The organism is Kluyvera georgiana, from assembly GCF_050990895.1.
Taxonomy (GTDB): domain Bacteria; phylum Pseudomonadota; class Gammaproteobacteria; order Enterobacterales; family Enterobacteriaceae; genus Kluyvera; species Kluyvera georgiana.
On record NZ_CP158865.1, the window covers coordinates 3715062 to 3733473 of the forward strand.

Annotated in this window: 13 protein-coding genes; 2 read left to right on the forward strand and 11 right to left on the reverse strand. The window is 50.0% G+C overall.

Annotated elements, in window-relative coordinates; translation table 11 throughout:
- Positions 1 to 31: 31 nt before the first annotated feature.
- The 11 genes from ABTW00_RS17730 to bolA form a co-directional block, all read right to left on the reverse strand.
- Positions 32 to 409, reverse strand: a complete 378-nt coding sequence (locus ABTW00_RS17730; protein ID WP_433636582.1) for a helix-hairpin-helix domain-containing protein — start codon at positions 407 to 409, stop codon at positions 32 to 34.
- Positions 410 to 557: 148 nt separating this feature from the next.
- The gene (ppiD, locus tag ABTW00_RS17735) at positions 558 to 2432 is read right to left on the reverse strand and encodes a peptidylprolyl isomerase (protein WP_433636585.1); all 1875 of its coding nucleotides are present in this window, start codon (positions 2430 to 2432) and stop codon (positions 558 to 560) included.
- Between the two features lie 213 nt (positions 2433 to 2645).
- Positions 2646 to 2918: a nucleoid-associated protein HU-beta gene (hupB, locus tag ABTW00_RS17740; RefSeq protein ID WP_002444653.1), complete on the reverse strand. Its 273-nt coding sequence runs from the start codon at positions 2916 to 2918 to the stop codon at positions 2646 to 2648.
- A gap of 209 nt (positions 2919 to 3127) precedes the next feature.
- A complete protein-coding gene (gene lon, locus ABTW00_RS17745; protein ID WP_064547926.1) occupies positions 3128 to 5482 on the reverse strand; it encodes an endopeptidase La in 2355 nt (784 codons plus the stop codon).
- Positions 5483 to 5665: 183 nt separating this feature from the next.
- Entirely contained in the window at positions 5666 to 6940 is a 1275-nt protein-coding gene (gene clpX, locus ABTW00_RS17750) for an ATP-dependent protease ATP-binding subunit ClpX (RefSeq protein ID WP_064547924.1), read from the reverse strand.
- A gap of 134 nt (positions 6941 to 7074) precedes the next feature.
- Positions 7075 to 7698, reverse strand: a complete 624-nt coding sequence (gene clpP / locus ABTW00_RS17755; RefSeq protein ID WP_035894303.1) for an ATP-dependent Clp endopeptidase proteolytic subunit ClpP — start codon at positions 7696 to 7698, stop codon at positions 7075 to 7077.
- 591 nt (positions 7699 to 8289) lie between these two features.
- Positions 8290 to 8658 carry a hypothetical protein gene (locus tag ABTW00_RS17760; protein ID WP_433636589.1) on the reverse strand — a complete coding sequence of 123 codons (369 nt, stop codon included), beginning with the start codon at positions 8656 to 8658 and terminating at the stop codon, positions 8290 to 8292.
- Between the two features lie 219 nt (positions 8659 to 8877).
- Positions 8878 to 10503, reverse strand: a complete 1626-nt coding sequence (locus tag ABTW00_RS17765) for an alpha-glucoside-specific PTS transporter subunit IIBC (protein WP_065356878.1) — start codon at positions 10501 to 10503, stop codon at positions 8878 to 8880.
- A gap of 163 nt (positions 10504 to 10666) precedes the next feature.
- On the reverse strand, positions 10667 to 13171 hold the full coding sequence (locus ABTW00_RS17770; RefSeq protein WP_433636591.1) for a hypothetical protein: 2505 nt from the start codon (positions 13169 to 13171) through the stop codon (positions 10667 to 10669).
- Between the two features lie 435 nt (positions 13172 to 13606).
- A complete protein-coding gene (tig, locus tag ABTW00_RS17775) occupies positions 13607 to 14905 on the reverse strand; it encodes a trigger factor (RefSeq protein ID WP_064547922.1) in 1299 nt (432 codons plus the stop codon).
- 334 nt (positions 14906 to 15239) lie between these two features.
- On the reverse strand, positions 15240 to 15557 hold the full coding sequence (bolA, locus tag ABTW00_RS17780) for a transcriptional regulator BolA (protein WP_064547920.1): 318 nt from the start codon (positions 15555 to 15557) through the stop codon (positions 15240 to 15242).
- A gap of 297 nt (positions 15558 to 15854) precedes the next feature.
- Between bolA and ABTW00_RS17785 the strand changes: the two genes are divergently transcribed.
- Together ABTW00_RS17785 and ampG are read left to right on the forward strand one after the other, a co-directional pair.
- Positions 15855 to 16433: a lipoprotein gene (locus ABTW00_RS17785; RefSeq protein ID WP_065356880.1), complete on the forward strand. Its 579-nt coding sequence runs from the start codon at positions 15855 to 15857 to the stop codon at positions 16431 to 16433.
- A gap of 46 nt (positions 16434 to 16479) precedes the next feature.
- Positions 16480 to 17964 carry a muropeptide MFS transporter AmpG gene (ampG, locus tag ABTW00_RS17790; protein ID WP_433636595.1) on the forward strand — a complete coding sequence of 495 codons (1485 nt, stop codon included), beginning with the start codon at positions 16480 to 16482 and terminating at the stop codon, positions 17962 to 17964.
- Positions 17965 to 18412: the final 448 nt, after the last annotated feature.

Sequence of the window (18412 nt, forward strand, 5' to 3'; positions counted from 1 at the left end):
TTTTCAGACGAGTGCAAACCGTCAACGCAAATTAAAGCGTGAGGTGAGCCAGATTCCTCTCAACCAGTGAACTGCCCATCCCTGGAACCTGCTTAAGATCGTCCACCGTTTTGAAGGGACCATACTCCTCACGGTAGCTGACGATGGCCTGAGCCTTCTTCAGGCCGACGCCATTCATCGCCTGGGCCAGCGCTTCGGCTGACGCCGTATTGATGCTGACCCGGGTACCTTCATCCTCAGCAGTCTTACTACCCAGTGCCGCCTTTGCCTGTTCCCCCGATGCACTGCCGGCTTTGGTCTGCACCTCCGACATTTTCGCCGTCGAGGACTGGGCGGCCTGCGCACTGAAGGTGATTCCGGCACAGGCCATAACCGCGGCGATAACACACAATTTGATTCCACGTTTCATGTTGATGTCTCCTTATTGGTTGATGACCAAAGCACCATAACGAGTGGCAGAAAACCGTGCAAAAGGCAGATTTTAAATGTGGAAAAGGCCGCGAAAGCGGCCTTTGATATGTTCAGCGCATTACAAATTTATGCGAGGAGCGTTCCGATTATTGCTGCTGGTCAATGATATCGCCGAGCTTAATCTTCGCGGATTTACGCAGGTTGTTCATCATCGCTTCGAAAGCAATCTGGGCGTTGTTCTGGGTAATTCCCTGCACCATGGCTTTTTTCTGCGCTTCCGGCATTTCGCCTGCTTTCACTTCATCCAGCGCCAGCAGAACCACATTGCCCTGCATATCGTTGCCGATACCAAAGCTTGGTTTATCTTTCTGCGGCAGCGGCAGTGCGAAGACCGCCTGGCTCAGCGGATCCTGACCCGCGCGACTCAGCGTTTTGCTGGCGCTAAAGCTCAGACCCGCCGCTTTCATCGCCTCGTCGCCTTTACCGTCTTTCAGCGCCACCAGCAGCTTCTCAGCGTCCAGTTTCGCCTGCTGTTCGGCTTTGTTGTGCTTAACGATATCGGTCACCTGCGCTTTCACGTCAGCCAGCGGTTTCACCGCTTCGGCTTTATGCTCGCTCACGCGCAGTACGAAGGCGCGATCGCCATCGACGGTGATGATATCGGAGTTGCTGCCCGGCATGCCGTTTTCACCAACCAGCCCGCCGTTAAAGATAGCGTCGGATACCGGTTTGAAGTTCAGCTCGGCAGGCAGATTGTTACGGTCAAACCAGCCGGTTTCGACGGCTTTAACGCCGGCCGCCTGCTCTGCGCCCGCCAGAGAGTCGTTATCGTTGCTGGCCGCATCGCTGACTTTCTGCTGCAGCGCATAGAACGCGTCGAGCGCTTTTTCCTGCTTCACTTTGTTGGCAATGTCGTTACGCACGTCAGCCAGCGGTTTCACTACCGCAGGTTGAACGTCATCCAGACGCGCGACCAGGAAGCCCACGGAGGATTTGATCACGCCAGAGAGCTGGCCTTTCTCTTTCAGGCCAGCATTTTTCAGTTCGTCAGGAGTCGTCGAAGCTTCCAGCCAGCCCATATCACCGCCATTACGCGCAGAGATAATATCGGCAGACTTGGTTTTCGCCAGTTCAGCGAAGTCAGCGCCTTTGTTCAGCTCGTCCAGCACGGCTTTGGCTTCCGCTTCGGTCTTGGTCTGAATCACGCTGTAGCGGTCACGCTGCGGCTGAGTGAACTGATCCTGATGCTGGTCGTAGTAAGACTGGATGTCGTCGTCAGAAACGTTCTGGCTCATTGCCGCTGCATCCAGCTTGATGTAGCTGACGCGGAACTGTTCAGGCGCTACGAACTGCCCTTTGTTCTGCTCGTAGTAGCTGGAAATTTCCTCATCGCTCACCTGCTGTTTTGCCGCCAGGGCGTTGACGTCGATGGTTGCCTCACGCACCAGGCGCTGCTGGGATACCAGCGCCGCCAGCTGGTCGGTTTCGCCCGGCAGCATGAAGTCGGTACCTGCTACGGCGTTAATCAGCTGCTGAGTGGTTAACTGGTTACGCAGAGCCTGAGCATACTGGTCAGGCGTCATGCCCATCTGATTCACCAGCGAGGTATAGCGGGCGTTATCAAATTGGCCTTCATTCTGGAACGCCGGGGTGGCGAAAATCGCTTTACGCACCTGCTCATCGCTGATGCCAAGACCTAAGTCTTTTGCATACTGATCCAGCAGCGCTTCGTCGATCAGGCGGTTCAGCACCTGCTGACGCATTGTTTTGATGTAGTTTTCGTTGGCCGCCAGTTCAGAGAACTGATCGCCAAGCTGCTGCTGCATACGGTTACGTTCGCTGGCAACGGCATTTTCAAACTGGCCGCGACCAATTTCCTGGCCATTCACTTTCGCGGCAAAATTATTGTTACCGCCAATCAGGTAACCACTCACGCCGGTCAAAATGAACGACACGATAATGAGACCGAAAATGACTTTGATCACGACACTGTTGGCTGCCGTGCGTAAATTGTCCATCATGGTGTAACAACACTCCGCTGTAGGTGACTTTTATACCTCGTGCAGCATACCACGTGTGGCCGCTACGCGTGAGGGCGTATTTTGACAAGAAACCGGGGCGGTTGTCAGCACAGACCGCATATAAACGCTTAAAAGTAGGCAATAAGCCATAAAAAAAGGCACATCAGATGATGCGCCCTTGTACTTTGCCACATTCCCTTAGCGGGAAAGCGATCAGTTTACCGCGTCTTTCAGTGCTTTACCTGCACGGAAGCCTGGTACTTTCGCGGCAGCGATAGTGATCTCTTTACCGGTCTGAGGGTTGCGGCCAGTACGGGCAGCACGCTCTTTGACAGCAAAGGTACCAAAACCTACCAGCGCAACGTCATCCCCAGCTTGCAGAGATTCAGTAACAGAAGCAATTAAAGCATCTAACGCACGTCCAGCTGCAGCTTTGGAGATATCCGCGCCAGCAGCAATTTTGTCAATCAGTTGAGATTTGTTCACTGTTCTCTTCCTCTCTTTATTATTTATATCGCACCTGAATCCTTCACGGTGCGATCGCGGAGCAGTTATATCAGGACTCCCATGCCCTTACAACACCCGTTGTCGACGACACACCTGCCAGCCGTCTAAATTAGCGAGACAAAAAAAGGCTGGCAAGTCAGTTTACGCTTGCCAGCCTGGTTTTTATTAACGCTCTTTGCGCGAGGTCACTATTTTGCGGTTACAACCTGCATGCCGGTCGGCTCATTTTGCAGCGCAAGGGACAGAACTTCCTCAATGCGTTTCACCGGATGAATGTCCAGGTCCGCCAGAACGTTGTCCGGAATCTCTTCCAGATCGCGTTTGTTCTCGTCAGGAATCAGAACAGTCTTAATGCCGCCGCGGTGTGCTGCGAGCAGTTTTTCCTTCAGACCGCCGATCGGCAGCACCTGGCCACGCAGAGTGATTTCCCCCGTCATTGCCACGTCTGCACGCACCGGGTTGCCGGTCAGGCAGGAAACCAGCGCGGTACACATTGCGATACCGGCGCTCGGACCGTCTTTCGGCGTTGCCCCTTCCGGCACGTGAACGTGAATATCGCGTTTTTCGTAGAAATCCGGGTTGATACCCAGTTTTTCCGCGCGCGCGCGCACCACGGTCAGCGCCGCCTGAATGGACTCCTGCATCACTTCACCCAGCGAACCGGTGTAGGTCAGCTTGCCTTTGCCCGGTACGCAGGCGGTTTCGATGGTCAGCAGATCGCCGCCCACTTCCGTCCACGCCAGGCCGGTCACCTGACCCACGCGGTTTTCGTCGTCGGCGCGACCGTAGTCAAAGCGCTGAACGCCGAGGTAATCGTGCAGATTGTCGCCGTTAATCTCGATGTGCTTCAGCGTTTTGTCGAGCAGCAGCTGTTTCACCGCTTTACGACACAGCTTGGAGATTTCACGCTCCAGACTACGGACACCCGCTTCACGCGTGTAGTAACGGATGATGCCGACGATTGCGCTGTCGTCCACCGTCAATTCGCCTTTTTTCAGGGCGTTACGCTCAATCTGCTTCGGCAGCAGGTGGCGTTTGGCAATGTTCAGCTTCTCATCTTCGGTATAACCGGAAAGACGGATCACTTCCATACGGTCCAGCAGCGGCGCCGGAATATTCATGGAGTTCGAGGTTGCCACGAACATCACGTCGCTGAGATCGTAGTCCACTTCCAGGTAGTGATCGCTGAACGCCACGTTCTGCTCTGGATCCAGCACTTCAAGCAGTGCGGAAGCCGGATCGCCACGCATGTCAGAAGACATTTTGTCGATCTCATCAAGCAGGAACAGCGGGTTTTTAACGCCCACTTTGGCCATTTTCTGGATCAGTTTGCCCGGCATCGAGCCAATATAGGTACGACGATGGCCGCGGATTTCCGCTTCATCACGCACGCCGCCCAGCGCCATACGGATGTATTTACGACCGGTCGCCTTGGCAATGGACTGACCCAGAGAGGTTTTACCAACCCCCGGCGGCCCGACCAGGCACAGAATCGGCCCCTTGATTTTGTTCACACGGCTTTGAACCGCAAGATACTCAAGAATACGGTCTTTGACGCGCTCCAGGCCGTAATGGTCGGTATCGAGGATCTCCTGCGCCTGGCGAAGGTCTTTTTTAACCTTGCTGCGCGCATTCCACGGCACCTGCACCATCCAGTCGATATAGCCGCGTACCACGGTCGCTTCCGCTGACATCGGCGACATCATTTTCAGCTTCTGCAGTTCGGCTTCGGTTTTTTCTTTCGCCTCTTTCGGCATTTTCGCCGCGTCGATCTTACGCTTCAGCGCTTCGTTCTCGTCCGGCGCGTCGTCCATCTCGCCGAGCTCTTTCTGAATGGCTTTCATTTGCTCGTTCAGATAGTACTCGCGCTGAGATTTCTCCATCTGCTTTTTCACGCGGTTGCGAATGCGCTTCTCAACCTGCAGCAGATCGATTTCCGACTCCATCATCGCCATCAGGTATTCCAGGCGTTCGTTGATGTCGGACATCTCGAGAACGGACTGCTTATCTGACAACTTCAGCGGCATGTGCGCAGCGATGGTGTCCGCCAGGCGAGCCGGATCGTCGATGCTGTTCAGCGACGTCAGCACTTCCGGTGGAATTTTCTTGTTCAGCTTGATATAGCCTTCAAACTGACCGATTGCCGTACGCACCAGCACTTCCTGCTCGCGCTCTTCAATCTCCGGCGATTCCAGATACTCCGCCTTCGCCGAGAAGTGCTCGCCGTTATCAGACAGCGTGGTGATACGCGCACGCTGAAGGCCTTCAACCAGTACTTTGACCGTACCGTCAGGCAGTTTCAGCATTTGCAAAATAGAGGCCACGGTCCCGACGGTGAAAAGATCGTTTACACCCGGCTCATCCGTTGAAGCGTCTTTCTGGGCGACCAGCATGATTTTTTTATCATGATCCATGGCCGCTTCCAGACAACGGATAGATTTTTCCCGCCCTACAAATAAGGGAATGACCATGTGCGGATAAACCACCACATCGCGCAACGGCAATACGGGGATTTCAATGCGTTCAGAACGCTCAGGATTCATAGAGCTCTCTCTTAGTTTAGTGTCCGCCAGGTAAACTGGTCATGCGACTGTGCTTCACACAACCATTAACATGTAACCAGTATATGGGGATGTATTCCACACATTCAACGCTATGAATACGGAAAAATAAAAGGGGAGATAAAATCCCCCCTTTTTGATTAACTGATTGTATGAACTGATGAATTATTCGCCAGATGCCTGCTGCGCTTCCGGCTTGCCGTAAATCAGCAGCGGCTCGCCTTGACCGGCAATGACCGACTCGTCGATGACCACTTTCTCAACGTCTTCCATGGAAGGCAGATCGTACATGGTTTCGAGCAGCGCGGCTTCCACGATCGAACGCAGGCCACGAGCACCGGTTTTACGCGCCATGGCTTTCTTAGCGATGGCATCCAGCGCTTCATCACGGAATTCCAGATCCACGCCTTCGAGGTTAAACAGCGCCTGATACTGCTTGGTCAGGGCATTTTTCGGCTCTTTGAGGATCTGAATCAGCGCTTCTTCGCTCAGCTCAGTCAGCGTTGCGACTACCGGCAGACGACCGATAAACTCAGGGATCAGACCAAATTTGATCAGATCCTCCGGTTCGACCTGGCTCAGCAGTTCGCCTTCGCTAGCCTTATCCGTTTTCGATTTAACCGTCGCACCAAAGCCAATACCCGAACCGGTTTCAACGCGGTTACCGATCACTTTATCCAGGCCGGCAAACGCGCCGCCGCAGATGAAGAGAATCTTCGAGGTATCAACCTGCAGGAATTCCTGCTGCGGATGCTTACGTCCACCCTGTGGCGGAACGGCCGCTACGGTGCCTTCAATCAGCTTCAGCAGCGCCTGCTGTACGCCTTCGCCGGACACGTCGCGGGTAATCGACGGGTTGTCAGATTTACGGGAAATCTTGTCAATTTCATCGATGTAAACAATACCACGCTGCGCTTTCTGTACGTCGTAGTCGCACTTCTGCAGCAGTTTCTGAATAATGTTTTCAACGTCTTCACCCACGTAACCCGCTTCGGTCAGGGTGGTAGCGTCCGCCATGGTGAACGGAACGTCCAGCAGGCGAGCCAGCGTTTCGGCCAGCAGGGTTTTACCGGAACCGGTTGGGCCGATCAGCAGAATGTTACTTTTGCCGAGCTCAACGCCGTTGTTAGTATCACCGTTACGCAGACGTTTGTAGTGGTTGTAGACCGCAACGGCCAGCACCTTTTTCGCCTGTTCCTGACCGATAACATAGTCATCTAAATGGTGGCGAATCTCGTGTGGCGTCGGCAGAGCACTGCGTTCACGATGCGGCGCCACTTCTTTAATCTCTTCGCGAATGATGTCGTTACATAAGTCGACGCATTCGTCGCAGATATACACGGATGGGCCGGCGATGAGCTTACGCACTTCGTGCTGGCTTTTGCCGCAAAAAGAGCAGTACAACAGTTTGCCCGAGCCATCTTTGCGTTTATCTGTCATGAGTCAAAACCTCTTTTTAAGTTCTTTGTGCCGCATATGACGACGCAAATGCCATTCTTAAGCGCAAGCTGCTACGCAAGCGTTGTGCCGCCCTTAGTATTATATACCGTGCAGCGGCACGTGCCGTCATGACATTAGTTACGTTGGCTCAAAATTGAGTCAACCAGGCCATACTCGACGGCTTCAGACGCGGACAGGAAGCGGTCACGTTCAGTGTCGCTTTCGATCTGCTCCAGAGACTTGCCGGTATGGTGCGCCATAAGCTCATTCATACGTCCTTTCACCTTCAGGATCTCACGGGCGTGGATTTCGATATCCGTCGCCTGACCCTGATAACCGCCCAGCGGTTGGTGAATCATCACGCGGGAGTTCGGCAAGCAGAAGCGCTTACCTTTTGCGCCTGCGGTCAGCAGGAACGCGCCCATCGACGCCGCTTGCCCCATACAGATGGTGCTAACGTCCGGCTTGATGAACTGCATGGTGTCATAAATAGACATCCCAGCCGTAATCACGCCACCTGGGGAGTTGATGTACAGGTAAATGTCTTTTTCCGGGTTTTCCGCTTCCAGAAACAGCATTTGCGCCACAATCAGGTTTGCCATGTGGTCTTCCACCTGGCCGGTCAGAAAGATGACACGCTCTTTAAGCAGACGGGAGTAGATATCAAAAGAACGTTCGCCACGGGAGGTCTGTTCAATGACCATCGGCACCAGGGCCATGTGGGGTGCAAAGTTATCTCGTTCGCCACTGTATGACATTTCCGTCTCCTGGATAATAAATAAAATAGCCACAGCTTTCTGATTATAGAGATGCGGCGAGTGATTCGTTCCCCCAGTAATGGGTACGATCTTACCCTATTTCAAGCATAACAATATTTTGTTGTTACGCTAACACCCAAACGGCGTTTTAGCACATTAACATTGATTATCGACGTAACCGAAAATGGCGGATTATCGCACTTTCCGCTCCCACAGAACAAACTTTAAGCAATGAGGCGTCATGTTCGGCTGGTAGAGAGATGTAGCATCAGCCCCTATCAGAAAGACAGAGGCTGGAATGGTATCATACTTCATTGATTATAAAGAGAATGTATCTACTCAGCATCACTATTCTGGTAAAGTTTATTGATGGATCTCCGTGCAAATATTAATCAACCACCGAGAACAAGCTAAGAATACGTAAACGATAGATGGTCTCGAAGCTATCACCAGAAGAGAGCTTATGTCGTGTTGCAGGCGCCCGTGAGAGAGTTGTTAAGCCAATACATGCTACTGCTAGCGGATCTCGTGCAGCGCTAAATGTTTCGTCCTAAGGGCGACAGATGCCGCCCAGTGAACAGTCCGCTGTTTTTAGGTTAACATATTGTTGTATCCGGCATTGTCAGAGCCAGAGAAGCTCGCAGCATCAGGGTATTGGGGATCAACATTCTCTTTCAGCAAATAGACGTTAGCCTCTGCCACCATGAGCCATAAACCAGAAATCGGTTCAACTAAATAGCGGATATCTGCAACGCTACAACAAGAGTCATATTGGTCTTGCAATTCATGCAAACTAGAAACTATCACACGTGAATGAGCATCTTTCCCGTCATAACTAAAATTACCAGCAAGCCCGATAATTTTTACTCCGTTACGACCAGTATCTTCTCGTACAGCATACAGAGTAAAGCAGTTCTCGTTAAACCGATGTATTGAAATCCATTTCCATACATCGTGCAAATTATTACCTGCTTGTCACCCTTGCTATTTTCAAGCTTCTGAAAACTATTATCCGCAAAGACACTATATGTATCACGAAAATAAACACCTGGTATGAGCCCCACATTATGACGTGAGTCATTTTGCGCAAAAAGCATCATTTACATTGATAACAAACACAGAGATACAAGATAAAATCATCCATTTTATATAATATCCTGTTCATATGATGCATGGTATTTAGTCCGCAATCGTTGATAATACCTCTTGCTGACTCTTTTCTCGCTCAGCCAGGACCTCCTGCTCAAAATACTCACGCACGACGGTGACAGATAAGCCGATCACTATTTGTAAGTTTTCTCCTTTGCGAATAACGCCTAATGCCCCAGCCTGCTTCAATGCGGTATCATCAGCAACGAGTGATGGTTCACGAACAACTAAGCGTAATCGAGTCTGGCAATTACTAATTGTGTCAATATTATCGCTGCCACCAACACAATGTAGAATCGCTATAGCTTTTTCTTTATCAGGATGTACATTAGTTGCACGTTTATTACGGTAATCCTGCTTAGAGTACAAACGAACTTCTTCACTAGCTTTGCCACGACCCGGCGTAAGGATATTGAAGCGCAGAATTAAGTAACGAAAGATAAAGAAATTAATCGCAGCAAAGAGCAACCCAAGCGCTATATGAATCCAGATAAGATTAGCATGGTTTTGTGCATAAAAAACCCAGTTGAAGAGGATCATATCATTTATGCCTCCCCCCATAAATCCAACAACACCAGCCATATATAACACCATGCAGAGTATAGCGCCAACTAATGCATTAATAGCAAAAAGTACTGGTGAAATGAATAAGTAGGTAAATTCAATCGGCTCAGTAATACCAACTGTTACTGCTGTCAGTATAGCAGGAAAGATAAGTGCGGCTACTTTGCGTTTTTGCTCAGGATGTGCCGTTGAATACATCGCCAATCCTGCACCTAACGAACAAAATACGCAAATATTTCCTTCAAGGCAATAACCGCCTGCAGGAAATTGCTCTTTTAACGGTACCGCTGAAGCGGCAAATGTAGCTACGTGATCAATCCAATAAGTGTACAACCCTCCGTCGACAACCGCTGGACCGAAATAAAGAGGGAAATAAACAAAACGGTGCAATCCAGTGGGTACAAGAAAGTGGTTAATAAAAGTAAAAACACCCATTCCCAATACACCAGCATTAACATAAAACGTCTGCATGGCATTAATACCTAGCTGAATCTTAGGCCATATTAAACAAGTTAAGTAAGCCAAGGGAATCATCGCAAAAAATGCGATAATAAACACCAAACTCATTCCCTGAAAAATAGATAAATATTCCGATAGTTTCTTTTCAAAAAAACGATTGTGTATCCAGGTAACAATACCACCAATTAGCAATGAGAAAACAATGCTAGTATCCAGCGTTTTAATTCCACCGACCATGGCCAGGCCACTCTCCTTACCAACATCCTGGCTAAAATCAACGCCAAAATCAGCCCCCCAGAATTGTAAAATACTGCTGGTGAAATAGTTGTAGGCCATATAGGCAAAAAATGCAACCAGAGCGGCACGCGCTTGGGCCGTTTTGGCTAATCCAATAGGTAGAGCCATACAAAACAACAATGGAAAGTTACGAAATATAGTCCATGCACCCGATTGAATAATGGTAATAACTTTATAAAAATTAGAGTCCGGCAATGCCAAATCACCTACAATATCTGGCATAGTTAGCAAACCCGTAATTGCCAAGAGCAAACCAGTAAAAGGTAAAAAAGCGATCGGCACAGCCATAGCTCCGCCAAACGTTTGAAAAGCACCCATTAAATTTATTTTAGCCATTGATTAACCCTAAAGTTTTAATAACTCCATCATGGCAATAAAATCCACCAAAATAAACTTATGCAATTACAACTTAATATATACCTGAGTCTATAGTAGAAATATCCTTGCCACTTCCATATTGAATTTAAAATGTATATTCAAATAGAAACACGCTATTACGTTACTCCTTATCGCTTAGTAAGGTACGTAGTTCATTCTTCTTTAGAATTGGGAAAATTGTTGCCTGACCATCGACATAGCACTCTCCCATCCACGTTAACGACATCGTTTCATTATTTCCAGCAACGACTTCTCCTCCGAGATCGGTCAGGATCAGCCGCTGTTCTGCCATCTGTTGACAAAACGCGGAAAAACCAGCTTCGTCGCCCTCACCGACGGTCAAGAACCAAGCCACTTTTCGCCCCTCAGCACGCCATTCACAACCTGCAGTCTGCCCACTGGTAATCGCTGTTAATGGCGCTGAGCACAGTACCGCAGCAAACCCATGACCCGAACGTACCGCACATCCTTGAGGTAAAATAACAAGTTGATCGAAAGCATTTTGGTCAAGATAAAGATGCGTCCAGCCAAAAGGATTTTCCTCAGGGATATTCCACAGCATTAGCACACGATGATGTGCTTGCATAACCCGAGGCATAATTCCATTACCGGCCCAGAATGAAGGCCGCTTCTCACTGCCCGGCACAGCATCACCAGGATGATTAACCCACATTTTCGCCGTATGATTAGCCACAAATTGAATATCAACCAGATGCTGCTGGTGTCCCGGTTTACCGCTATGGTGATCAATACACGAAGAGAGCGCTACGGCAGGCTGCTTCCAGACAACAATCTTGCCGCCGCCACATTCATACCATGCGCTCAATTTTCCCCGCGTTAAGCGAGCAATATCAAATGTATCCTGAGGCGGTTGATAATCACTGGCACAGAACATGGGTAACGACGCACATTTGCGATTAACACTCCCGCCTCCCCAGGCAACCGCCCCCCACGCGGATAACTCGGTTAAGTTCGCCGCCAGCAATTCTTTTTCATAAACCCGCCCCATCGTACCGGCAGCAATTCCCCCCACATAGTGCAAAGCACTCCAGCGCATAAGTTGATCAATCAATCGCTGGGCCCGCAAACGCCATTGCGTATCCTGAGCCAACTGATATAGCGCAAACAGACCAATATAATCCACAGGGAAATAAGGCGCAGAATTCCATTCAACGAAGCCATACTCTTCTATAGCCGCAAACCAACGCATCAACCGTTTATCGGCAAGCAATTTTTGCTCACGTCCATTGCGACCAGAAGCCGTAAACATTTCGTCTGGGAAGTATTGCCCCGCCAGGTACTGTGCGACATGGAAGCAAAGTGTATGGTTCTCGCTCCAGTACCACATCACATCGTTACCAGGCTCATCGTACCAGTAGCGATATCCAAGGATTACTGAGCGAATACGCTGCCACTGCGCTGCAGAAAAATATTCACCATGATGATCCGCCCAAATCCAAAGTAACGGCACTAGCGAAAAGTCCGAACAATCTTCACGTGAATCAATCCGTTCCAGCGTACTCAGTAACAATGCTTCTGCTTGTGGTTCATACAGACCTGAATGCATCATAGCCAGTAATCGACAAGTACGATCCATGCCATGCATTGCCGTATAGCGCAGAGCGTTATGTTTACGCTCAACCAAATCCAGAGAATCATCCAGGATTTCATCGTTGTCAGGTAAGACATTAATACCAAAATGATGCCTCAGTACCACGTCATCAAGGCGCATTGTCAGGATCAATTGATAATGTGCTTCGCCCACATCCTCAGGGAGCGTGAGTAAGAGGCCGTTTGGAGTAATATTTGCTACACCAAAATCACAAAGACGGGGCGTAAAATTATCGTTCCCCATTCCATGCAGTTCCCCGCTCAGATATAACATTTCTGGCGATGCCAGCGGTTGACACGCAATGCAGACCTGGTGATTCCGCACAGCAAGCTGGGGACGTAAAGAAGATGCAAATGCGCTAAGCATTTTAACCAAGTGCATATCTATCCCAGATAACGCAACACCTAGCGTCGGTTCACTGAGGTAAATCATCTGCATGACAAAAAGCGTATCACGTTCAAAGAGTTCATCCAGATGGATAAGGATCTGATTTTTCCCTGCCCGCAATGGCAATGATATCTCTTGTTCTTGCAAACGATTTCGGCTAAATGGGGTAAAACAGGCCGCTAGCTGTCCATCACACCAAATTCGAACTCCGCCGCACGTTGCAAGCCGAAAGTGATAATCCCCCGTGTACGGAACAACGAGTTCAGTTCTTAGCCAACGCTGTTCATGAAAAGCAACATGACGAAAAGAAGAAAAAGAAACCGTGTCGCTATCCGCACTAAAATAAACCTCTTGTGTGGGCATAGCTTCTGTGGGATGGACAAGACGTGATGCCTGAGTTTGCAGAAAAAACCGCCTGATAGAGGACTCTTCCAGAGGCCCCCCACCGTTACTAAAATGGTAGTCCATTGGCCATGTCTGGGGTTCGCGAGGGGAAAACTCAGCAAAGCGTACTGCGTGAGACTCTGATACCGTAAAGCATGTTAGCGCCTGCCCAGTATTCAACCACTGTTTCTGCTCGTTCATGTTGCCCCCATCGTTTACCCATACCCAAGGTAAGATATTCATCGTAGGGCAATCATCAACATCTTTAGTAACGACTTATATCGCTAATTCGTATCGAGTTAAAGAAATCGTCTGATGGCTCACAATCAGCCTGATAACAAACAGAGAAATGTTATATTCTTCACAAAAAAATATATACAAAACCCAAAAAATAATAAAACCCCTCATTTCTGAGTAAATTTCAGCCATAAAAAGAGATATCAATCACAAACTTATAATACACATTACGCAGTAGATAGATACTTAACCCCAGGGATTCATGATACTCACAAGCGATGCACATCCTCGAGCAAAGTTGCTCATGATTTTCAGATAAGATACTGACGGTAGACATATCACATATGTGGAAGATTATTGCTCCCACAATGCTATAGGCAAAAAAAACCCGTCACCAAAAGGCAACGGGCTTTTCTCAAAACCGTAAACCGGGAAGCGAAATTACGCCTGCTGGTTCATCAGTTCGTTGAAGGAAGTTGCTTTTTCAGTCACTTTCGCTTTTTCCAGAACCGCTTCAACAGCCTGTTCTTCCAGAGCGACGCTGCGCATGTTTTCCATCAGCTCTTTGTTTTTGCTGTAGAATTCAATCACTTCTTTCGGATCTTCGTAGGCAGAAGCCATTTCTTCGATCAGAGTAGCAACGCGTGCTTCGTCAGCTTTCAGCTCGTGGGTACGAATCACTTCGCCCAGCAGCAGGCCAACAACAACGCGGCGTTTCGCCTGCTCTTCGAACAGTTCGCGCGGCAGTTCCATCGCTTGCTGCTGGTTGCCACCGAAACGCTGAGCAGCCTGACGACGCAGAACGTCGATTTCGCTGTCGATCAGAGCAGCCGGAACGTCGATTTCGTTGGCTTTCACCAGGCCTTCGATCGCCTGAGATTTAACACGGTTACGTACCGCGCCTTTCAGCTCGCGTTCCATGTTTTTACGCACTTCAGCGCGCAGGCCTTCAACGGTGCCATCTTCAACGCCGAAACGTTTGATGAATTCAGCAGTCAGTTCCGGCAGCTCACGCTCTTCAACTTTCTTCAGGGTAATCGCGAACTTAGCCGCTTTACCTTTCAGGTTTTCAGCGTGGTATTCTTCCGGGAAGGTCACGTCGATGGTGAACTCTTCGCCTGCTTTGTGGCCTTTGATACCGTCTTCAAAGCCCGGGATCATACGACCCTGGCCCATTGCCAGTACGAAGTCAGTCGCTTTGCCGCCTTCGAACTCTTCGCCGTCTACGGAACCGATGAAGTCAACGGTTACGCGGTCTTCAGCGTCAACAGCGCCGTCTTTGTCTTTCCAGTTAGCCTGCTGCTTACGCAGGGTGTCCAGCATGCCGTCAACGTCGGCTTCGGTCACTTCAACAACCGGTTTTTCAACTTCGATAGCGTCCAGGCCTTTCAGCTCAACTTCCGGGTACACTTCGAATTCTACTGCGTAGGTGAAGTCTTCACCCTGCTTGTATTCGCCCGGAACGTAGTTCGGTGCGCCAGCCGGATTGATCTTCTCTTTGATGATCGCATCAACAAAGTTGCGGCTCATCAGGTCACCCAGCACGTCCTGACGCACGGAAGCGCCATAACGCTGAGCAACAACATTCATCGGTACTTTACCTTTACGGAAACCGTCAATGCGTACTTTTTTCGCTACGTTGACCAGCTCGCTTTTTACAGCGGTCTCGATGCTGTCAGCAGCGATAGTAATCGTTACACGGCGGCCAAGGCCCTGAGTGGTTTCAACTGAAACTTGCATCTTGTTACCTCAAAAAAATCACAGTGCTCGGTCAACTCTGAATCATGCCTTGCAGTACTGGGACGTTCTCTTTTAATCAGAAACCATTCCCTGTAGCCAGAATCATCCCGAAGACATTCCGAAAAATAAGACGCAGCATTATAGCGGCATCACTTTTATGAGTCGAGAACGGTTATCACGCGTTGCTGCGGCATTTTTCACAATTCCCGGCTAATTTTTGTCTGAATACTGTTTTTAGCGCTCAAAATTCAGACAAAACAAAACGGCCCGCAGGCCGTTTTCTCATAATCTGTACGCAACATACTGGAAAAGTTCCGCGTTGCAAATGCCTTTTCTACGCGATAGTCCCCGCGCCACGACACGGCGGCGAGGCAAAAACGGTATCCTGTAAACCTTCCCACTCTTTACGCGTGTAGGTATGCAGAGCCAGAGCATGTACGGTGGAGGCAAACTCCTCTGTTAGGGTGCCATAGATCATTCGGTGGCGATTCAGGAAGCGTTCCCCGGTAAATCGATCGCTCACCAGCACAACTTTAAAGTGGCTCTCTGAGCCTGCCGGTACGTTGTGGCGGTAGCTTTCATCGACAACTTCCAGGAACACTGGATCAAACGCTGCCCTTAATTTTTCTTCGATTTGTTCACGCATCATCATGATATTACTCCTCCGACAACGTTAAGATGCCGCCTATCCCTTTAAATGTTAGCCGCTTTTACTGACTCCATTACACAAAGGCAACAAAAAATTAGCGTTCGCCCCATTTTATTTGTCAAGTAGATGAAGTTAACGCCTTTTACAATCCGTTCTCATCTGAAATCCACCTGCAAAACGATCCCTGGCGCAGAAAAGCACCAACGCGATGAAATTACATGCATTGCCTACTTCCCCTGACCGTTGGCGATGTTATGATGACGGGAATTTTCAGTAAACAATGCGTTTGAGAACCCTAACATGTTAAAAAAAATCCTCTTCCCACTGGTAGCACTGTTTATGTTGGCAGGATGCGCAACGCCGCCGACCACCGTTGACGTGTCGCCGAAAATCACACTGCCTCAGCAGGATCCTAGCCTGATGGGCGTCACCGTCAGCATTACCGGCGCCGACCAGCGTCAGGATCAGGCGCTGGCGAAAGTGACTCGCAACAACCAGCTGGTGACCCTGACAGCTTCCCGCGACCTGCGCTTCCTGATGCAAGAAGTGCTGGAAAAACAGATGACCGCGCGCGGCTACATGATTGGCCCGAACGGTGCGGTAAACCTGCAGATCATCGTTAATCAGCTGTACGCCGACGTTTCCCAGGGTAACGTGCGTTACAACATCAATACCAAAGCGGATATCGCTATCATCGCGACCGCCGCGAACGGTAACAAGATGACCAAAAACTACCGTTCTAACTATTCCGTTGAAGGCGCATTCCAGGCTTCCAACAAGAACATTTCCGATACCGTTGATAGCGTGCTGGGCGATACCATCGCCGATATGGCGCAGGACACCGCGATCCACGATTTCATCAAACAGAACGCCCGTTAATCCTGTCTCAGACCCGGCACCTCGCCGGGTCTGAACGTATACACCTATGTCTGCTCACTATCTGCGAATTTTTCAGCAACCGAAATCAGCCATTCTGCTGATTCTTGGCTTTGCGTCCGGTTTACCGCTTGCCCTGACCTCAGGGACGCTACAGGCGTGGATGACGGTTGAGAATATCGACCTGAAAACCATCGGTTTCTTCTCGCTTGTCGGACAGGCATATGTGTTTAAGTTTCTCTGGTCTCCGGTCATGGACCGCTATACGCCGCCATTCCTTGGGCGACGTCGCGGCTGGCTGCTCACCACCCAATGTTTACTGCTTGTCGCCATCGCGGCGATGGGTTTCCTTGAGCCCGCCTCACAGCTGCGCTGGATGGCGGCACTGGCGGTCGTCATCGCCTTCTGCTCTGCTTCACAGGATATCGTCTTCGACGCCTGGAAAACCGACGTGCTGCCCGCCGAAGAGCGCGGGGCCGGCGCGGCGATTAGCGTGCTGGGCTATCGACTGGGAATGCTGGTTTCCGGCGGTTTAGCGCTGTGGCTTGCCGATAAGTGGCTAGGCTGGCAGGGCATGTACTGGTTAATGGCCGCGCTACTGGTGCCCTGTATTATCGCCACGCTGCTGGCACCGGAACCAAGCGATGTTATTCCGGTGCCTAAAAGCCTTGAGCAAGCGGTGGTTGCGCCGTTAAAAGATTTCTTTAGCCGCAATAACGCGTGGCTGATTCTGCTGCTGATTGTAATGTACAAACTCGGCGATGCCTTCGCCATGAGCCTGACCACCACCTTCCTGATTCGCGGCGTCGGCTTTGACGCAGGCCAGGTTGGTATGGTCAACAAAACCCTTGGCTTATTTGCGACCATCGTCGGTGCGCTGTACGGCGGCGTGCTGATGCAACGCCTGACGTTGTTCCGCGCGCTGCTCATTTTCGGTATTTTGCAAGGCGTCTCCAACGCCGGTTACTGGATGCTGTCGGTAACCGACAAACATCTCTATTCCATGGCGGCGGCGGTGTTCTTTGAAAACCTGTGCGGCGGCATGGGCACAGCGGCGTTCGTCGCGTTGCTGATGACGTTATGCAATAAGTCGTTTTCCGCCACCCAGTTTGCCCTACTGTCGGCACTCTCTGCCGTAGGTCGCGTGTACGTGGGGCCAATTGCCGGTTGGTTCGTTGAAGCCCACGGCTGGCCAACCTTCTATCTTTTCTCCGTGGTCGCCGCCGTGCCGGGAATCTTCTTGCTGCTCGTCTGCCGACGAACGCTGGAGTATACCCAGCAAACCGAGCAGTTTATGCCACGCACGGCCTACAGCGGCGGCTATCGTCTGGCGCTGCGTCTGCTGTTAGTGGGTGTTGTTCTGCTGGGCATCTGGCTGCTGATGTTAATCAGCGATGCGCTGAATTTCTCCGTATTACCGTGGTCAGCACGGGTGCTGGAAGCGGGGGTTCTGATTGCCTTTGTTGGCATCGTTTTCGGCTGCCTGCTGGACTATCTGGCTCTGCGCAAAACGTCGGTTCCGGTAAATAAGTAAAAAATGCGACATATCCGTTGTAATCACTACGCGTAATAATAACTCACGCATCGTATATCAAATTTTTTATTTGCGCTTTTGTGCGCTTTAGAATTCTGGAAATTACTGGAACGATTAAAACAGGCTTTATTTCTTTAACCGATTCAGCATCGGACCAATTAAATTTTCGTTTTTTAATTGTCTTTTATTTGATGATTATTTGTTAATTAATTGTATATTTTTGGCAATGGTTATACCAATTGCCATCTTAACCCCGCCCCTATCCCCCCTTTCGTTATAACGCCCGTCAGATGGGCATTCCGCCTGAAAAATAGACACATTTGGCAACATCTGTGACAAGCACGGCAGAACCCGGTAACACATAACTGACAGAGCCCCAATGATGTTTACAGTAATGTAACCTTCCCGTAAAATGCCCACACACTTTAAACGCCACCAACACCCCGTG